Source organism: Ferranicluibacter rubi (genome assembly GCF_011603255.1).
GTDB lineage: Bacteria > Pseudomonadota > Alphaproteobacteria > Rhizobiales > Rhizobiaceae > Ferranicluibacter > Ferranicluibacter rubi.
Map to the genome: position 1 here is coordinate 110,800 of NZ_JAANCM010000002.1, position 16,546 is coordinate 127,345.

General features: G+C 63.5%; 14 protein-coding genes. 7 read left to right on the plus strand and 7 right to left on the minus strand.

The window, feature by feature from the left end; translation table 11 throughout:
• The 4 genes from G8E10_RS04370 to lptF form a co-directional block, all read right to left on the minus strand.
• Complete coding sequence (locus G8E10_RS04370; RefSeq protein ID WP_167127332.1) at positions 1 to 966, minus strand: peptidylprolyl isomerase; 966 nt, start codon at positions 964 to 966, stop codon at positions 1 to 3.
• Between the two features lie 193 nt (positions 967 to 1,159).
• Positions 1,160 to 3,493 carry an LPS assembly protein LptD gene (locus G8E10_RS04375; protein ID WP_167127335.1) on the minus strand — a complete coding sequence of 778 codons (2,334 nt, stop codon included), beginning with the start codon at positions 3,491 to 3,493 and terminating at the stop codon, positions 1,160 to 1,162.
• The gene (lptG, locus tag G8E10_RS04380; RefSeq protein ID WP_110732622.1) at positions 3,493 to 4,569 is read right to left on the minus strand and encodes an LPS export ABC transporter permease LptG; all 1,077 of its coding nucleotides are present in this window, start codon (positions 4,567 to 4,569) and stop codon (positions 3,493 to 3,495) included. Before lptG ends, G8E10_RS04375 begins: the two co-directional genes overlap by 1 nt.
• Positions 4,570 to 4,573: 4 nt before the next feature.
• Positions 4,574 to 5,743 (minus strand): LPS export ABC transporter permease LptF, encoded by a 1,170-nt coding sequence (lptF, locus tag G8E10_RS04385; protein ID WP_132712999.1) that lies wholly within the window; start codon positions 5,741 to 5,743, stop codon positions 4,574 to 4,576.
• 400 nt (positions 5,744 to 6,143) lie between these two features.
• On the opposite strand from lptF, the gene G8E10_RS04390 reads away from it, so the two are divergent.
• Genes G8E10_RS04390 through G8E10_RS04400 form a run of 3 tightly spaced genes read left to right on the plus strand, consistent with a single transcriptional unit; the run spans position 6,144 to position 8,558 of the window.
• A complete protein-coding gene (locus G8E10_RS04390; protein ID WP_132441051.1) occupies positions 6,144 to 7,631 on the plus strand; it encodes a leucyl aminopeptidase in 1,488 nt (495 codons plus the stop codon).
• A 28-nt stretch (positions 7,632 to 7,659) separates the two neighbouring features.
• Positions 7,660 to 8,121 carry a DNA polymerase III subunit chi gene (locus G8E10_RS04395; protein ID WP_167127338.1) on the plus strand — a complete coding sequence of 154 codons (462 nt, stop codon included), beginning with the start codon at positions 7,660 to 7,662 and terminating at the stop codon, positions 8,119 to 8,121.
• Positions 8,118 to 8,558, plus strand: a complete 441-nt coding sequence (locus tag G8E10_RS04400; protein WP_167127341.1) for an OsmC family protein — start codon at positions 8,118 to 8,120, stop codon at positions 8,556 to 8,558. Before G8E10_RS04395 ends, G8E10_RS04400 begins: the two co-directional genes overlap by 4 nt.
• Before the next feature lie 120 nt (positions 8,559 to 8,678).
• Here G8E10_RS04400 and G8E10_RS04405 read toward each other — a convergent pair whose 3' ends face one another.
• The 3 genes from G8E10_RS04405 to G8E10_RS04415 all read right to left on the minus strand — a co-directional run bounded on the left by G8E10_RS04405 (position 8,679) and on the right by G8E10_RS04415 (position 12,067).
• A complete protein-coding gene (locus tag G8E10_RS04405) occupies positions 8,679 to 9,590 on the minus strand; it encodes a hypothetical protein (protein WP_167127344.1) in 912 nt (303 codons plus the stop codon).
• A 240-nt stretch (positions 9,591 to 9,830) separates the two neighbouring features.
• Entirely contained in the window at positions 9,831 to 11,246 is a 1,416-nt protein-coding gene (gene tldD, locus G8E10_RS04410) for a metalloprotease TldD (RefSeq protein ID WP_167127347.1), read from the minus strand.
• Between the two features lie 290 nt (positions 11,247 to 11,536).
• Complete coding sequence (locus G8E10_RS04415; protein ID WP_110799642.1) at positions 11,537 to 12,067, minus strand: invasion associated locus B family protein; 531 nt, start codon at positions 12,065 to 12,067, stop codon at positions 11,537 to 11,539.
• Positions 12,068 to 12,572: 505 nt separating this feature from the next.
• On the opposite strand from G8E10_RS04415, the gene coxB reads away from it, so the two are divergent.
• The 4 genes from coxB to G8E10_RS04435 all read left to right on the plus strand — a co-directional run bounded on the left by coxB (position 12,573) and on the right by G8E10_RS04435 (position 16,546).
• Positions 12,573 to 13,466: a cytochrome c oxidase subunit II gene (gene coxB, locus G8E10_RS04420; RefSeq protein WP_132447225.1), complete on the plus strand. Its 894-nt coding sequence runs from the start codon at positions 12,573 to 12,575 to the stop codon at positions 13,464 to 13,466.
• A gap of 19 nt (positions 13,467 to 13,485) precedes the next feature.
• On the plus strand, positions 13,486 to 15,195 hold the full coding sequence (ctaD, locus tag G8E10_RS04425) for a cytochrome c oxidase subunit I (protein ID WP_110799641.1): 1,710 nt from the start codon (positions 13,486 to 13,488) through the stop codon (positions 15,193 to 15,195).
• Between the two features lie 257 nt (positions 15,196 to 15,452).
• Positions 15,453 to 16,406, plus strand: coding sequence for a heme o synthase (locus G8E10_RS04430; protein WP_110799640.1), 954 nt, complete (start codon positions 15,453 to 15,455; stop codon positions 16,404 to 16,406).
• Positions 16,406 to 16,546, plus strand: coding sequence for a hypothetical protein (locus tag G8E10_RS04435; protein ID WP_165906698.1), 141 nt, complete (start codon positions 16,406 to 16,408; stop codon positions 16,544 to 16,546). The genes G8E10_RS04430 and G8E10_RS04435 overlap by 1 nt, the downstream gene beginning before the upstream one ends.

Genomic DNA, 16,546 nt, shown 5'->3' on the forward strand with positions numbered 1-16,546 from the left:
TTACTTCCCCAGGATCTGCGCGCGCTTGCGCAGTTCTTCCATGTACTTCACGCTGTTCGGGTCCTCGCCGCCCTTCTGCTTGCCGAGATCCTCGGCGCGGAAGACGACTTCGGCCGCCAGATCGTCGGAAACCTGCCGCTTCTTGCAGATGCCGAGATATTCGACGCCCCTTTCGGTTACGCGGGTCGCGGTCGTGTTGCCGTCGCCGGCCTTTTCAACCAGCGGACGCCAGTCCTCGGGGATTTCCTGTACCATCATGCGGCCGAGATTGCGGATGGAAACGTCGCGCATGGTTGCGGCAAAGGTCTTGGCGTCGTCGCAGCCCGGATAGGCCGAGCGCGAGGCATTGGCTTCGGCCTGGCGCTTGCCCATGATGGCGTTACGCTTGGCGCCGGGAACGACGAAGATAACCTGCTGAAGGAAGTACTCGGTCGTGACCGGCTTGTTGCCGCCATTCTCCTGCATGCGGCGCACCAACTCTTCGTTGGAGAGACGCCCGCCGCCGCTGCCGAAGCGCAGGCGCACGGCCCGCGGCCAGCTCATGGAAATCGCGACATAGGATTTGAAATGGTCGATGCCGACGCCGGCCTGGGCCAGAACCTGGGTGAGCTGCGCCACGGACAGCTTGTTTCCGGCGGCAAATCGCGCAACGGCCGCATCCACATCTTCGGTGCTGACGGACTGCTGGAGGCGCAGCACTTCGGCGCGCTTCAGCACTTCATCGATCATCTGCTCGCGTGCGCCGGCCGAGCTCTGCCGCTGCAGCTTGAGGAAGGCCGCACGCTTGGCGATGTCACCGGTCGTGATCGGCGTGCCGTTGACGACGACGGCGACTGCGGTGCCCGCACCCGCTGCGGCAGCGGGCAGCGTGGTCGGCAAGCAGAGCGCGCCGGCCAAGAGGCCCGCACGCAGAATACCTGCCGCCACTCGCAGTGAAGATCGCTTTTGCACGGTTCCGTTGCCCATCAGACATCCCCTTCAGAGCAAGCCGCACATTTCAACGGGCTCGCAACGCTCCATGAAGCGCCAAGCCTGCGGCTGCGCCTGTTTCCCGCTGGATGCATAAACCATGCGGCCGAATGATGACAAGCCCTCGATATCACTGAGCGTGGGCGCGAGACCGCGCACACAAGCCTGTTTTCCGTCACGACGACCGCGGTCAGTCCAGCGCGTTGAACGAGCTGTCGCCGACATTGATGTCACCCAATGTGCGGAAGGAGATCCGCGCACCGATCGACCAGTCATTGGCCAGAGACTGGTCCGGGTCGCGCTCGTTCTTGTAGACGAGCGAGAACAGCGTGTCCTGATCGTCATAGGTGACGCCGAGGCCGTTGCGGGTGACGAGACTGTTGTTGATGTCGTAGGTGACAGAGCCGAACACCGACCAGTACTCGCGGAACCGCCAGGCGGCCGCCGTCTGGATTTCGTCCTGATCGTAGGGCGAACCGTAGGTCGGCTGCGCCTTGATGCTGGTATAGGTGATGGCCGTCTGCCAGGCGATGCCTTCGTAGCCGACCGAGAAGTCCGTCCGGCGCAGGTCGAAATCCTCTTCGTCCAGCCGGCCGCTGAGGCTGGCCGTCAGCCCGGAGGGCGCATCGATGCCGAACATGCCGACATAGTCCGACCGGTCGCTTTCAAGGCCCGAATCGGCGCCCACCTTCACGAGATCGTCGGTTGCGAAGGAATTGACGCCGCCGAGATGGAAGGACTGGCCGACGATGCTGCGAACACCGTAGCCATTGCCGAGCGTGCCCGTGTAGCGCATGCCGAGATTGGCGCGCGAGCCGCCCTCGATGCGGTCGAAGCCCGAAAACTTGTCACGCTCGAACAGGTTGGTCGCATCGAACACGAAGCTCTGTGCGTCCTCGTTCGGCAGGCTACCCGGATTGCTCTCGTCCGGACGAACATAGACCTGCGCGATCGGCTCGAAGATGTGACTGCTGTTGGCGGTCGCCATCAGGATCGGATAGCGCGCCTCGAGCCCGGCCGTCGCCATGCCGCGCGTCGAGGTGTCGTCGCCGTTATAGTCACCGGTATAGGTCGGACCGGGATTGTCCATCGTCAGCCCGAGAATATCGCCGCGTGCTGCCAGAAGCGGTGTCAGCGACAGGCCGCCGGGCACGATGAAGGTCTTCTTCCACTCGGCTTCCGCCGTCAGGCGATGCGCCGTGCCTTCGAGACCACGGAACCGGTCGACGCCGAACACGTCGACGGAGTCCTCGCGGTTGCGGTTGACGTTGGTCAGGTTGACGGTCGCAGAAAGCTCGCCACCGGCAACCGCCTGCGGCGCCGTATAGTCATAGTCGAGGACCTGCGCATAGGCCTGCTTGTTTTCGGCCACGCTGTCCGGATCGGCATCCTGAATATCGAAGTAGAAGGCGCGCAGGTCGAAATAATTGCGCTTGCCGAGACCCGTCAGATAGGCCTGGTTCGTATGCGTCGTGCCGTCGAACGTCGAGAGCTCATACGTCTTGGCGAAGTTGTTGTCGCTCTGGACGAGGACATCCCAGCCGAACGACCAGCGCGGATTGATCTTGAAGTCGGCGCGTGAACCGATGAGGCCGCGTTCCGTTTCCTTCGCGTCCACGGTGCCGTCCGTAAACGAGCTGCGGTCCATCTGGCTGATGCCCGCCATGCGCAGGACGTGCTGCCCGGTCTCGAAGCGCTGGCGGAATTCGCCTTCCAGCAGGAAGCCCTGGCGCGTCAGCCCGGTCGCCGTCACGGTCGCGTCCATGGTGGGCGAGATCGCCCAGTAATAGGGAACGCTGACGCCCGCACCCAGCTTCTGCGTGTAGCGGAACCGCGGGAACAGGAAGCCGCTCTTGCGCTTCACCGTGCCGTCGGGAACCTCCAGCACCGGCAGGTACAGGATCGGCTTGCCGAACAATTCGAAGCGGGCGTTCTCCAGCCGCACGGTGTGCGTCTTGCCGTTCTGGATGATGCGCTGCGCCTTGATGTGCCAGAGCGAGCGGTAGTCCGGATTGGTCGCGCACGGCGTGCAGGCCGTGTAGACCGCCTGGTTCAGAATGATCTCGTCGCCATTGCGCCGCTCGCCGTTGACGGCGGCAAGCTTGGTCAGGTCGGTCGTCTCGACACGCATCGTCTCGATGAAGCCATCGGCGAAATTGTCGGTGACGTCCATCTTCTCGGCATAGATCTTGTTGCCGGTCGGCTCGATCAGTTCGATCTGGCCGGTCGCAACGATTCGGCCGGTCTTCTGGCTGTATTCAACCTGCTGGGCGACCATCTGGTAGCCGCCATAATTGATCTGCACGGCGCCGCGCACGATGACGCGTTCGGCGTCGCGATTGTACACGAGCTCGTTGGCCGAAAGCACCATCTTGGCGTCGTCGGGCAGTTTCGGCGCAAGCGTCGTCGGCGCCGACTGAGCGAAGGCCGAACCGGACGTGCCGGGGGATACGGAAAGGCATGCAACGCTGGAAAGCAGTATGGCCGCCAGTAGCCTTGTATGATTGCGGTCACAGCCCGCCACTAGCCATCCTCCTGATGCAACAAAATCGTGGACCCCAGCGCCATCGCGACAACAACCGGCAACCAGGCTGCAACGAACGGAGGCAAGATGCCGCTGCTCCCGAATGCTCTGACCAGCACGGTCACGACATAAAGCACGAAGCCTGCCAGGATTCCACCGAGAATTACCGAGCGCGATTGGTGGAAGCGGCTGAATTTCAGCGACACGCTTGCGGCAATCAGCGTCATGGCGACGAGAAGAAGCGGCAGGGACAACAGCGAATGAAGCTGGGTCTGCATGCCGTAGGTCGGAAACCCGAAGGATTTCGCGATCGAAATTTTATGGGGAAGCTCGAAAAACGGAATGGATTCAGCTTTGTCGAGCGATTCCTGAACGAATTCCGCACGGAGATTGGTCGGCAACCGTGCCGTTTCGAAACGCTTCGGCAGCACGCCGTTGCGGGTCTCGGTCACCCCGTTCAGCAACCAGTAACCATCTTCGAGTTTTGCGTTCTGCGCATCCTGCCGGAAGACGATGCGGCCCTGCTTGTCGAGGTGGATCACGGTGACGGTGACGAGCGTCCGGCCATCGTCCTGCACGGCGCGCGCGCCGATGATGCTGTCGTCGTCACCATAGATCTGGCGCAGCCACGGAATGGTCTTGGAGCCGCGCGACGACGAGCTGCCCCAGTTGGTCTCCAGAAGCTCGGCACTGCGCGAACCCCAGGCGGCGATCGGGTTGAGAATGGCGACCGCAAGCGCGCCGAACAGCAGGGCGCCGAGCACGAAGGGCTGCAGAAACTGCCAGGCCGAAATGCCCGCCGCCCGCGTCACCACCAGCTCGTAGCGGCGATTGAGCGCGATCAGCGTCACCATGCCGGCAAACAGCGCGATGAAGGGCACGGTCTGCTGCATGATCATGGGAATGCGCATGGCGGTCATCAGCAGCGCACCGCCGAGAGAGTAGCCCGGCAGGTTCGACATGCGGTTGGAGAGTTCGCTGAAATCGATGATGAAGACGAGCGAGAACACACCGATAAGGAACCAGCCGATCGTCACCATGAACCGGCGAAAGAAGTAGATCTTGAGCGTGCTCATCGGATCAGCGCGCCTCCCGGTCGGAATTGCCGAAACGCAGCAGGCGAATCCGGCCGGTCAGGTCGGCGAACTTCTCCTGGAGGGTCCGGGGAATGACAAGCCGCTTGTTGCTCGCGAGCTGGCGAATGCACAGGAACGTCGTGATGGCGGGAATGACGTACATCAGCGGCACGAAGAACTGTTCTTCCTCCGCCCCGTTCGCCGCATAGAAGGTCATCCAGCGGAAGAGCAGCATCAAAAGCAGGGCGGTTGCCGTCGGGTGCAGGCGGGCTTCGCGGTGCGAGCGTGCGTCGCTGCTGACGACGAGGCCGATGAGCGCGAAGATGATCGGGAACGTCCACTCCGTCAGCCGGCGATGCAGCTCGGCGACGTAGGTCTGGGGACGGCGCTGGTAGTTGCTGTCTTCGGGGTCCGGGTGGAGGAGGGTGAAGAGATCCTGGTCCTGGGCGCGCAGGGTTGCAGCACCCACCTTGCGGGTCATCTCGGTCAGGTCGAAGGCGTAGCTGTCGAACTTGATGATGGAGACACCGCCGTCCGGCAGCTTCCGGTGGACTTCGCCATCCTTCATCACCAGGGCCGAGCTCTTCTCATCCACAGCACCCTCGCGGGCATAATAGACGAACTCGACGTTCGGATCGCGCGAATCGCCGACGAAGATGCCGGTGAGAACGCCGCCGCCGCGCCGGCCGCCGATCTGGATGTAGAGGCCGTCGGCGATTTTGCGGAAGGTGTTCTCCTGCACGACCGAAGAGAGAAGGTCGGCATTGGCGCTCGCGATCATCTGGCGCACTTCCTGGCGCACCACCGGCTCCAGAAAATTGTCCACGGTGAAGGACACCGCACTGACGGCAAGGGCCAGGCCGAGAATCGGCCGCAGGATGATCCCGCGGCTGCCACCCGCCGATTCGATCACCGTCAGTTCCGAATCGTTGTTCATCGTCGCCAAGGCCTGCGTGATGCCGATGGCGAGCGCGAAGGGCAGGACGAGCGGGATGACGGTCGGCAGAATGAGCGTCGCAAGCTGCACGAAGGCACCGATCGACTGACCGGTATCGGTCACCAGATTGATGCGCTGCAACGCCTGCGTCGTCCAGATGATGCCGAGAACCGGCAGCAGTGCCGACAGGAACATCTGGACGACACGTCGGAGAATATAGCTTTGGAGAATGGTCATCTCAGCCTGTTCCGGGCGCATGCGGGCGCGGACGGAACCGTCCGGCGGGCTGCTCTGGCGCACGAGCGCTGTTGGGCTTTGATCATCATCGGTATCGCAGTAGCCAAGTTACTGAGGGCCCGCAACGCTCAGGCTGTCATCGACGCCTAGATTTTCCCATTTGGTGTCTTTTTGGTGACGCATCGATCCGATGGCACGACCGAGGTCGAATGGTCATTTTCCGGCCCGGGACGAGGAGAGGAGCGAATGGCCCGCGGGTTTTGCTTGGCGTTTGCGTCCCGTCACGCTACGTCGGTAACGAAGACGCGATGAACGGTTGACGACGTCGTGCCTGTGGAAAAACATGCTTTAAAGACGGTGCCCGGCCAAGCGTCCGGGCGGCGGAAGGATCGGAGCGAAAATGGCCGGAATGTTCGAGATTGTCTTCAAGGCGCAGCGCAAGAAGACGGAAGGCACGGTCCTGTGCCTGGTGGCTGCCGAGCACGAGGCGGCAGGGGCGGCGACGGTCGATCCCTCAGGCGTCATCGCCCGCGCGGCCAAGGCCGGAAAATTCAAGGCGCGCGCCCTCTCGACGCTCGACATTCTCGCGCCGGAAGGCTCGCCTGCTGACCGCATCTTCCTCCTCGGCCTCGGCGATCCCAAGGCGCAGACGGCGCATGACTGGCTGAAGGCCGGCGGCACGGCCGCGGCGAAGCTGCGCGGCGCAGGCGACGCCACCGTGTTCCTGGACGCGCCCGGCGTCGAGATCACGCCGCGCGCGGCCGCCGATTTCGCGCTCGGCATGGAGCTGAACGCCTACCGCTTCGACAGCTACAAGACCAAGAAGAAGCCGGATGAGGAGCCGACGCCGCAGCGCACGAAGGTGACGATCATCACCGCGATCGCCGACGAGGCCAAGAAGGGACTGGCGCTGTCGGAAGCCGTCTCCGAAGGCGTGTTCATCGCCCGCGACCTCGTCAACGAGCCGCCGAACGTGCTCGGTCCGATCGAGTTCGCCGCCAAGGCCAAGGCGCTCGAGGACCTCGGCGTCGAGGTCGAGATCCTCGGCGAGAGCGAAATGAAGGACCTGGGCATGGGCGCGCTTTTGAGCGTCGCGCAAGGCTCCGCCCGTCCGCCACGCCTTGTGGTGATGCGCTGGAACGGCGGCGCGAAAAAGGACAAGCCCGTCGCCTTTATCGGCAAGGGCGTCGTGTTCGATTCGGGTGGCATCTCGATCAAGCCCGGTGCCGGCATGGAGGACATGAAGGGCGACATGGGCGGAGCCGCTGCCGTGACCGGTCTCATGCACGTGCTCGCGGCGCGCAAGGCCAAGGCCAACGTCGTCGGCATCATCGGCCTCGTGGAAAACATGCCGGATGGCAATGCCTATCGTCCGGGCGATATCGTCACCTCCATGTCGGGGCAGACGATCGAGATCATCAACACCGATGCCGAAGGCCGCCTCGTGCTCTGCGATGCGCTCTGGTACTGCAACGAGCGTTTCCAGCCGCGCTTCATGATCAACCTCGCCACGCTGACCGGCGCGATCCTCGTGGCGCTCGGCGGCCACCAGGCCGGCCTGTTCTGCAACGACGACACGCTCGCCGGCGAGATCACGCAGGCGGGTCTCGTGACGCAGGAGCGCGTCTGGCGCATGCCGCTCGGTCCGGAATACGACAAGATGATAGACAGCAAGTTCGCCGATATGAAGAACACCGGCGGCCGGCACGCCGGCTCGATCACCGCGGCGCAGTTCCTCAAGCGCTTCGTCAAGGATACGCCCTGGGCACATCTCGACATCGCCGGCACGGCCATGGGCTCGCCGAACGACGAGATCAACCAGTCCTGGGCGTCCGGCTACGGCGTCCGCCTGCTGAACGAGCTCGTGCGCGCCCGCTACGAGAGCTGAGGCGATTTTTGAAAGGCATGAGCCCGACGTGACGGACATCCTGTTCTATCACCTGACCGAATCGAAGCTGGAGGATGCCCTGCCGCCGCTGGTCGACAAGAGTGTCGAGCGCGGCTGGCGGGTCGTCGTCCAGACGGCCGACGAGGAACGGCGCGACAGGCTGGACGATCACCTCTGGACCTGGCGGGAGGACAGTTTTCTCCCGCACGCGACCGATGACGGCCCACATGCGGCCGTCTTGCCGGAAAATCAGCCGGTACTGCTGACCACGGGCGCCGGCAACGCCAACAACGCGACCGTCCGTTTTCTCGTGGACGGTGCCGTTCCCCCCGATCTCGCATCTTACGACCGCGTCGTCTTCATGTTCGATGGCTACGACCAGCCACAGCTCGAAGGTGCACGCGCCCAGTGGAAGCGGCTGAAGGGGGAGGGCCACGCGCTGACCTACTGGCAGCAGAGCAGCGAGGGGCGATGGGAGAAGAAGGCATGACGGGCGGTGGTGCGCCGCCACTGAAGGTCCGCACCCGCCCGACGGGCGTGACCGCAACCGTCGGGCGCACAGGTTTCCCACATCTGACCAGCGTCACGGGCGGCACGCTCGACATCGTCACCGGCGCTTCGCAACCCGGCTTCAACCCCATCGATCTCCTCTACGCCTCGCTCTCCGCCTGCCTCGTGCTCAGCGCCCGCATCGCCGCCAGCCGCATGGGCATCCTCGCCGGGATTACCGACATTCAGGCAGATGTCACGGGCGAGAAAACCAAGGACGAACCGAGCAGAATCATCCGATTCGACATCGTGTTCACGTTCACGGGCGATCTGGATGTAGACACGCGCCGGCATCTGGCGGAGGCGGCGGAAGAGATCTGCACCGTCAGCAATACCCTGAAAGGTGATGCTCTGTTCGACATTCGGGTCGCGGACTGAGCGGCAAGGCTTAATCCGGACTTCCGGCGTCTTCCGCGTGGACTTATCCGCATCTCCCCATCACCCACACGAAAACGGGCCGCTTTCGCGGCCCGCTCCATCGTCATCTCCGCGCGAAACTCAGCTACGGATATAAAGGTTGTCGTCGTCGCGCTGGCGACCGCCGAGCGCTGCTCCGATGCCGGCGCAGATGGCGCCGATGAGGAGCGACATGGCGCCGATGAGGGCGGTGGTGGCGCTGGCCTTGCGGGCCGTCTCTGCGGCGTCGGTCGCTGCGGTCTTCGCGTCTTCGATGCTCTTCAGCACGCTATCGACACGGCTGTTGGCGTCCGCTTCCGACAGGCCGGTGCGGGCTGCGATCAGCTGCGACAGATACGTCCGATCACCTTCCGGGATGGTGCCGGTCGTCGCGCCGTTCATCAGGATGCGCGAGACCTCGGAGGTCGCATCCGTGCCGTTCGGGCCTGACTGCGCGGTGCGCGGATCGGCCGGGCGCAGCAGCGTATCGACGAAGTAGGACGTCGCATTGCCGGCGCTGTCGGAGGTGGCCGCAGCGCCTGCCGTGGTGGCCACAGCCGTCCCGGTCAGCGAAGCCGCAGCCTGCACGCCGGTGCCGATGGTCGAGGATACGACGGAGCCGAGCAGGCCTGCAGCGACCAGCGTTGCGATTGCCCAGGCAAGAATGCCGTGCGCGGTGTCGCGGAAGAACGCTTCGTCATTGTGAACGCCGCTCCACTTCGTCCGCAGGCGACCGGTCATGTAGCCACCGAAGGCCGAGGACAGCCACTGCACGATGACGAGCCAAACGGCAGCCGAGACTGCAAACGTCGTGACCGACGGGCCATCGCTGCCGAAGGGTGATGCAAGGCTAAGGCCGAGACCGGAGCCGAGAAGGGTGAGAAGCAGGGTGAGCGCCGATGCAGCCACGGCGCCCGCGAAGATGGCGCCCCAGCTGACGGCGGATTTTGCGGATTCGGCCGAGGATACGGAGGCCGCCGCCGCGGGAATGGCGGCGGAGAGGGGCTTTGCCATCCGGGTCTCCTAGCGCACGAACAGCATGATGAGGATGATGATCGGGATCGGAATCCCCAGCAGCCAGAGTAGAATTCCGCGTCCCATGATGTCTCTCCTTCTATGTCCGGACGCAGTGTCCGGCTTTGACCACCGTCAACGAGGCGAAGAGAGAAAAGTTCCGCGAGATTAGGCGAGAAGGCTGAGCCTTCCGCCTGAAATGAAACGCTTTTTTAGCCGGATGAGAAAGGTGCGGCCGAATCAGGCCTGCGTGCCGCCGACGGTCATGTCGTTCATGCGCAGGTGCGGCTGGCCGACGCCCACGGGCACCCACTGTCCGCCCTTGCCGCAATTGCCCATGCCGGTGTCGAGCTGCATATCATTGCCGATCATGGTGATGCGCTTCATGGCGTCCGGGCCGTTGCCGATCAGCATGGCGCCCTTCACCGGTGCGCCGACCTTGCCGTTCTCGATGAGATAGGCCTCGGTGCAGCCGAACACGAACTTGCCGGAGGTGATGTCCACCTGGCCGCCGCCGAACGACACGGCATAGATGCCTCGTTTGACCGATGCGATGATTTCTTCCGGCGTCTTGTCGCCGGCCAGCATATAGGTGTTGGTCATGCGCGGCATCGGCACGTGGGAGTAGGATTCGCGCCGCCCGTTGCCGGTGGCCTTCATGCCCATCAGGCGGGCATTCTGCCGGTCCTGCATGTAGCCGACCAGCTTTCCGTCGTCGATCAGCACGTTGTAGGCCGACGGCGTGCCTTCGTCGTCCACGGTCAGCGATCCCCGGCGGGATTCGATCGTCCCATCATCCACCACCGTCACACCCTTGGCCGCCACCTGCTCGCCGATCAGGCCGGCGAAGGCGGAGGTCTTCTTGCGATTGAAGTCGCCCTCGAGCCCATGGCCGACGGCCTCGTGCAGCATCACGCCCGGCCATCCCGACGACAGCACCACATCCATGGTGCCGGCCGGCGTGTCGATCGCCTCGAGATTGACGAGCGCCTGCCGCAGCGCCTCGTCGGCCCCGTGGCGCCAGGTCTCGCCCGTGATCAGATCCCCGAAGCCGCGCCGCCCGCCAAAGCCGTAGGAGCCGCTCTCCTGTTTGTCGCCGTCGCCGACGACGACGGAAACATTGACCCGCGTCATTGGCCGGATGTCCTGCACATGCTCGCCATCGGCGCGCAGGATATCGACCACCTGCCAGCTGGCGGCAATGGACGCCGTGACCTGCCGGACCTTCGGATCCTTCGCCCTGACATAGGCGTCGATCTCCGACAGCAATGCCACCTTCGCCTCGAAGCTCGGCTCGCCGATCGGATTTTCGTCGCCATAAAGCTTGCGGTTGGTCTTCTGGGGGGCCGCCGCATAGGTGCCGGCATAGCCGCGCGTCACGGCGGAAACCGCATCCGACGCGCGCTTCAGCGCCGCGAGCGACAGATCGCCGGAATGGGCGTAACCGACCGCTTCACCCGCCACGGCCCGCAGGCCAAAACCCTGGTCCGTATTGAAGCTGCCGCCCTTCAGGCGGCCATTGTCGAAGGACAGCGATTCCGACTGAATGTGTTCCATGAACAACTCGCCGTCGTCGGCGCCCTGCAGCGTCTCGGCAAGAATGCGCCGCACCGCCGCCTCGTCGCCGTCGAACAGGGTGATGAGGTCGGTGTTCATGTCTGGCACTCCGTCAGAAAGGTGAAGCCGCTATGTAGGCACGCGCCGGGGGAGGGGCAAGGCATCTTTGGGGTGCGCGCATTTGGTCAAAGAGGAAAACCCTCTCTGGCCTGCCGGCCATCTCCCCCACAAGGGGGGAGAAGACTAGGGGCTGGCCGCTCGCCTCTTTAAGAGACGTTTGAGGGAGACGCTGCGCGCGATCCGCGAGTCCTCTCCCCCTTTGTGGGGGAGATGCCCGGCAGGGCAGAGAGGGCCTTTCTCTCTTACGTCTTCACAAACCTACGAAATCCTCACGGCAGCGCGTCATACCCCTCGCCAAATCCCTTGAGATCGACGGGAATGCCAATGCCCTCTTCCGGCGACTGAAACACGATGAAGGTTGCCGTCGCGCCCGAGCGGAAGGTCTTCAGAAGCTCCTCCTCTAGCACCACTTCGGCATAGCAGCCGTCGGAGAAGCAGCGCACGAAGTAAGCCCGGCCGATATCCTTGCCGTCGACGTTCAGCCCGAGGCCGTTCGGCAGCAGCACGCCGAGCGGCGCGAGAACGCGCAGGATCTTTGCCTTGCGGTCCGCGGTCTTCAGCACCACCACCGACAGGCCGACTTCCGGCCGGTCCTCGGCGATCACGTTCTGCATCAGTGCGCATTGTTCGGCCGAAGCGCCGGCCGGCTGGTCGCAGACGATGGACCATGCGCCATGATTGGACTTCACAGTGCCGGGGGCCGCAGGCGTCTGCTGCTGTGCGACAGCCGCGACGGGCAAAAGCGCCAGAGCGAGAGCGGCTCCGATGATCGACGGGCGTAGAAACAGGGACAGGCCCATGAAAACCTCAAAATACCGAATCAGTCCGGCTATTCTTGAAGAGCCGGCCCGGAAATGAAAACCCCTGGAGGGGCGCGTGACGTCTCGTGCCGTCCGTCTTCTCCGGTATCCCGTCGAAGGCCGAACCCGTTCCATCGAAGACCAAAGACACATGTCAAAGGCAGGCGACGTTCTATCGAAGGGTGGTGTGGCGGAAATACGACCCGGATTTCCGGCCTTTCTCCGCTCACATCACGTCTGCGGCATCATCTATCCCGCGGACATGCACCCTGTCCACCTCCGCGCGAAATGCTGCCCGACGCTGGCGCGAAATGCCGCATGGAGACGGTGTGCGCCATGGTGGCGGCAACCGTCGTTCTGTGGCATTCTGTAAGCGAGGAGCAGGCCGTTTGCCGGGACGCATGGACAGATGTTGCGGCACTGGTCAAACTGTGGTTTGAAGCGCTGTAGAGGGCGGAGATTGTTCGATCCGGCGAAAGCGGGATGGAGAGGGGAATTACGAATGGTGAGAAACAAGGCTTTTGCGGGTCTCGCGGCATGTGTGACGGCGGCAAGCTGTCTGCTTTCCGCGGGCACTGCGCTCGCGGACAAGCCCGTCAACTGGCAGACCAATTTCCAGGCGGCCGCAACCGGCATCATGGAAGAGGTCACCTGGTTCGAGCATTACACGCTGTGGTTCATCATTCCGATCACGCTGTTCGTGCTGGCGCTGCTGGTCGTCGTGGTCGTCAAGTTCCGCGAAAAGGTGAACCCGGTTCCCTCGCGCACCAGCCACAACACGGCCATCGAGATCGCCTGGACCGTCGGTCCCGTCGTGATCCTTCTGTTCCTGGCCATTCCCTCGTTCCAGCTTCTGACCGCGCAGCTGACCCCGCCCGCCAATCCGGACCTTACCCTCAAGGCTACGGGCAACCAGTGGTACTGGTCCTACGAATATGAAGTCGGCGAAAGCCCGCTCTCCTTCGACAGCCTGCTGATGAAGGAAGAAGACCGGGCATCGCTCGGCAAGGAAGACAAGAATGCCTATCCGCGCCTGCTGGCCGTCGACAACGAAGTCGTCGTGCCCGTCGGCAAGACGGTGCGCGTGCTCGTGACCGCTGCCGACGTCATCCACGCCTTCGCCATGCCGGCCTTCGGCGTCAAGATCGATGCCGTGCCCGGCCGTCTCAACGAGACCTGGTTCAAGGCCGACCGCGAAGGTCTCTATTACGGCCAGTGTTCCGAGCTCTGCGGCAAGGATCATGCCTATATGCCGATCGCCATCCGCGTCGTCAGCCAGCAGCAGTACGACACCTGGCTGACCGCCGCTGCCGCCAATGTCGGCGATGCCAACAAGGCCCTCATGGCCTCCGTCGATGCGGTGAAGACGACCGACGTCGCCACCGCCGCAGCACAGTAATTCGGGGAGCTTGAGAACAATGGCCGGAACAACCGCGCACACCGATCACCTTCACGATCATTCCAACGGGCACGATCATTCGCGCGACCACGCGCATGACGATCACGCCCACAAGCCGCTGACCTTCTTCCAGCGCTGGTTCCTGTCCACCAACCACAAGGATATCGGCACGCTCTACCTGATCTTCGCGATCTTCGCGGGCATCATCGGCGGCACGCTATCGGTCTTCATGCGCGCCGAGCTGCAGGAGCCGGGCATCCAGATCTTCCACGGCCTGGCGTCCATGGTCTACGGCTTCGAGGGCGATGCCGCCATCGACGGCGGCAAGCATATGTACAACGTGTTCACGACCGCGCATGCGCTGATCATGATCTTCTTCATGGTCATGCCGGCGATGATCGGCGGGTTCGCCAACTGGATGGTGCCGATCATGATCGGTGCACCGGACATGGCCTTCCCGCGCATGAACAACATCTCCTTCTGGCTGATCATCCCGGCCTTCCTGCTCGTGCTCCTCTCCATGTTCGTGGAAGGTCCGGCCGGCGGCTATGGCGCGGGCGGGGGCTGGACGATTTATCCGCCGTTCTCGACATCCGGACAACCGGGGCCGGCGATGGATCTCGTGATTCTCGGCCTGCACATCGCCGGTGCGTCCTCGATCCTCGGCGCGATCAACTTCATCACCACTATTCTCAACATGCGCGCACCCGGCATGACGCTGCACAAGATGCCGCTGTTTGCCTGGTCGGTGCTGATCACCGCCTTCCTTCTGCTCCTGTCTCTGCCGGTTCTCGCCGGCGGCATCACCATGCTGCTGACGGACCGCAACTTCGGCACGTCCTTCTTCGCGCCGGAAGGCGGCGGCGACCCGATCCTGTTCCAGCACCTGTTCTGGTTCTTCGGCCACCCGGAAGTGTACATCCTGATCCTGCCCGGCTTCGGCATCATCAGCCACATCGTCTCGACCTTCTCGCGCAAGCCGATCTTCGGCTATCTCGGCATGGCCTATGCGATGGTGGCGATCGGCGCCGTCGGCTTCATCGTCTGGGCGCACCACATGTACACGGTCGGCATGTCGCTCGACACGCAGCGCTACTTCGTGTTCGCCACTATGGTCATCGCCATTCCCACAGGCGTGAAGATCTTCTCCTGGATCGCGACGATGTGGGGCGGTTCCATCCGCTTCGCGACGCCCATGGTCTGGGCGATCGGCTTCATCTTCCTGTTCACGGTCGGCGGCGTCACAGGCGTCCAGCTTGCCAATGCCGGTCTCGACCGTGCCCTGCACGACACCTACTACGTCGTCGCCCACTTCCATTACGTCCTGTCGCTGGGCGCCGTTTTCGCGATCTTCGCCGGCTGGTACTACTGGTTCCCGAAGATGAGCGGCTACATGTACAACGAGTTCATCGGCAAGCTTCACTTCTGGGTCATGTTTATCGGCGTCAATCTGGTGTTCTTCCCGCAGCATTTCCTCGGCCTCGCCGGCATGCCGCGCCGCTATATCGACTATCCCGATGCCTTCGCCGGCTGGAACTTCGTTTCCTCGATCGGCTCTTACATCTCGGCTGTCGGCGTGCTGATCTTCCTCTTCGGCGTCTGGGAAGCTTTCTCCAAGAAGCGCGTTGCCGGCGACAATCCGTGGGGCGAGGGCGCCAACACCCTCGAATGGCAGCTCTCGTCGCCGCCGCCGTTCCACCAGTGGGAGCAGCTGCCCCGCATTCGGTAAGGTGTTGGGGGACGGGTCGAGTTTCCGGCCAGCCTCTCATCCGCCTGCCGGCACCTTCTCCCCGCATGCGGGGAGAAGGGACATGTGGCACCGCTCGTGCTATATCGACCAATCGGGACGCATCCCAAATCTTGGGGCACGTCCCCTCTCCCCGCAGGCGGGGAGAGGGCTAGGGTGAGGGGCAGCCACAACCCGCAGCCTTGCTTGGGGCAGGGCCAACAGCCCCACCCGAAACCGCTTGAAGAAAGACAACCGGAATGACCGTCATCGACACCACCGGAAACCTCAACGACGGCGATATCCGCCTGTCGGAGGCCTCGGCGCGCGATTACTGGGCGCTCCTGAAGCCCCGCGTCATGTCGCTCGTGGTGTTCACGGCCTTTGCCGGCATGGTGCTGGCGCCCGGCGAGATCAACCCTTTCATCGGCTTTGTCGCCATCCTCTGCATTGCAGTGGGTGCCGGCGCGTCCGGCGCGCTGAACATGTGGTACGATGCTGATATCGATGCGGTGATGAAGCGCACGGCGACGCGGCCTATCCCTGCCGGCCGCATCACCGGCCAGGAAGCTCTCGGCTTCGGTCTCACGCTCTCGGCCTTCTCGGTTTGCATCCTCGGCCTCGTGGTCGGCTGGTTCGCCGCCGGCTTCCTCGCCTTCACGATCTTCTTCTACGCCGTCGTCTATACGATGTGGCTGAAGCGGGCGACGCCGCAGAACATCGTCATCGGCGGTGCGGCCGGCGCCTTTCCGCCCATGATCGGCTGGGCCTGCGTCACCGGCGGCGTCTCCATCGAAAGCGTCGTTCTCTTCCTCATCATCTTCCTCTGGACCCCGGCCCACTTCTGGGCGCTGGCGCTGTTCAAGATGGGCGAATACGGCGCGGTCGGCGTGCCCATGCTGCCGAACGTCAAGGGCATCCCAACGACCAAGGTGCAGATCCTCGTCTACGCCGTACTGACGGCGGTTGCCGGCATCTGTCCGACGCTGCTCGGCTTTGCGAGTGTCGGCTACGGCATCGTCGCGCTGGCGCTCGGCCTCGGCTTCGTCTGGTATTCCATCAAGGTGCAGTCCATGTCCGAGACGGACGAGAAGATGCTGCCCGCCAAGAAGCTCTTCGCTTTCTCGCTGGTCTACCTCTTCGCGATCTTTTCGGCGCTGCTGGCCGATCGCGCGGTGCTGGCGCTGCTCTCCGCCTTCGGAAAGGGCTTCTGATGGATCTCATCACGCTCACGCCGGCCCAGAAGCGCGCCCGCCGCGGCCGCAATATCGCGCTCGGCCTCGTGCTCTTCGGCCTGGTGGCCCTGTTCTACGTCGTCACGCTCGTCAAATTTTCCAACGGCCTCACGCACTAG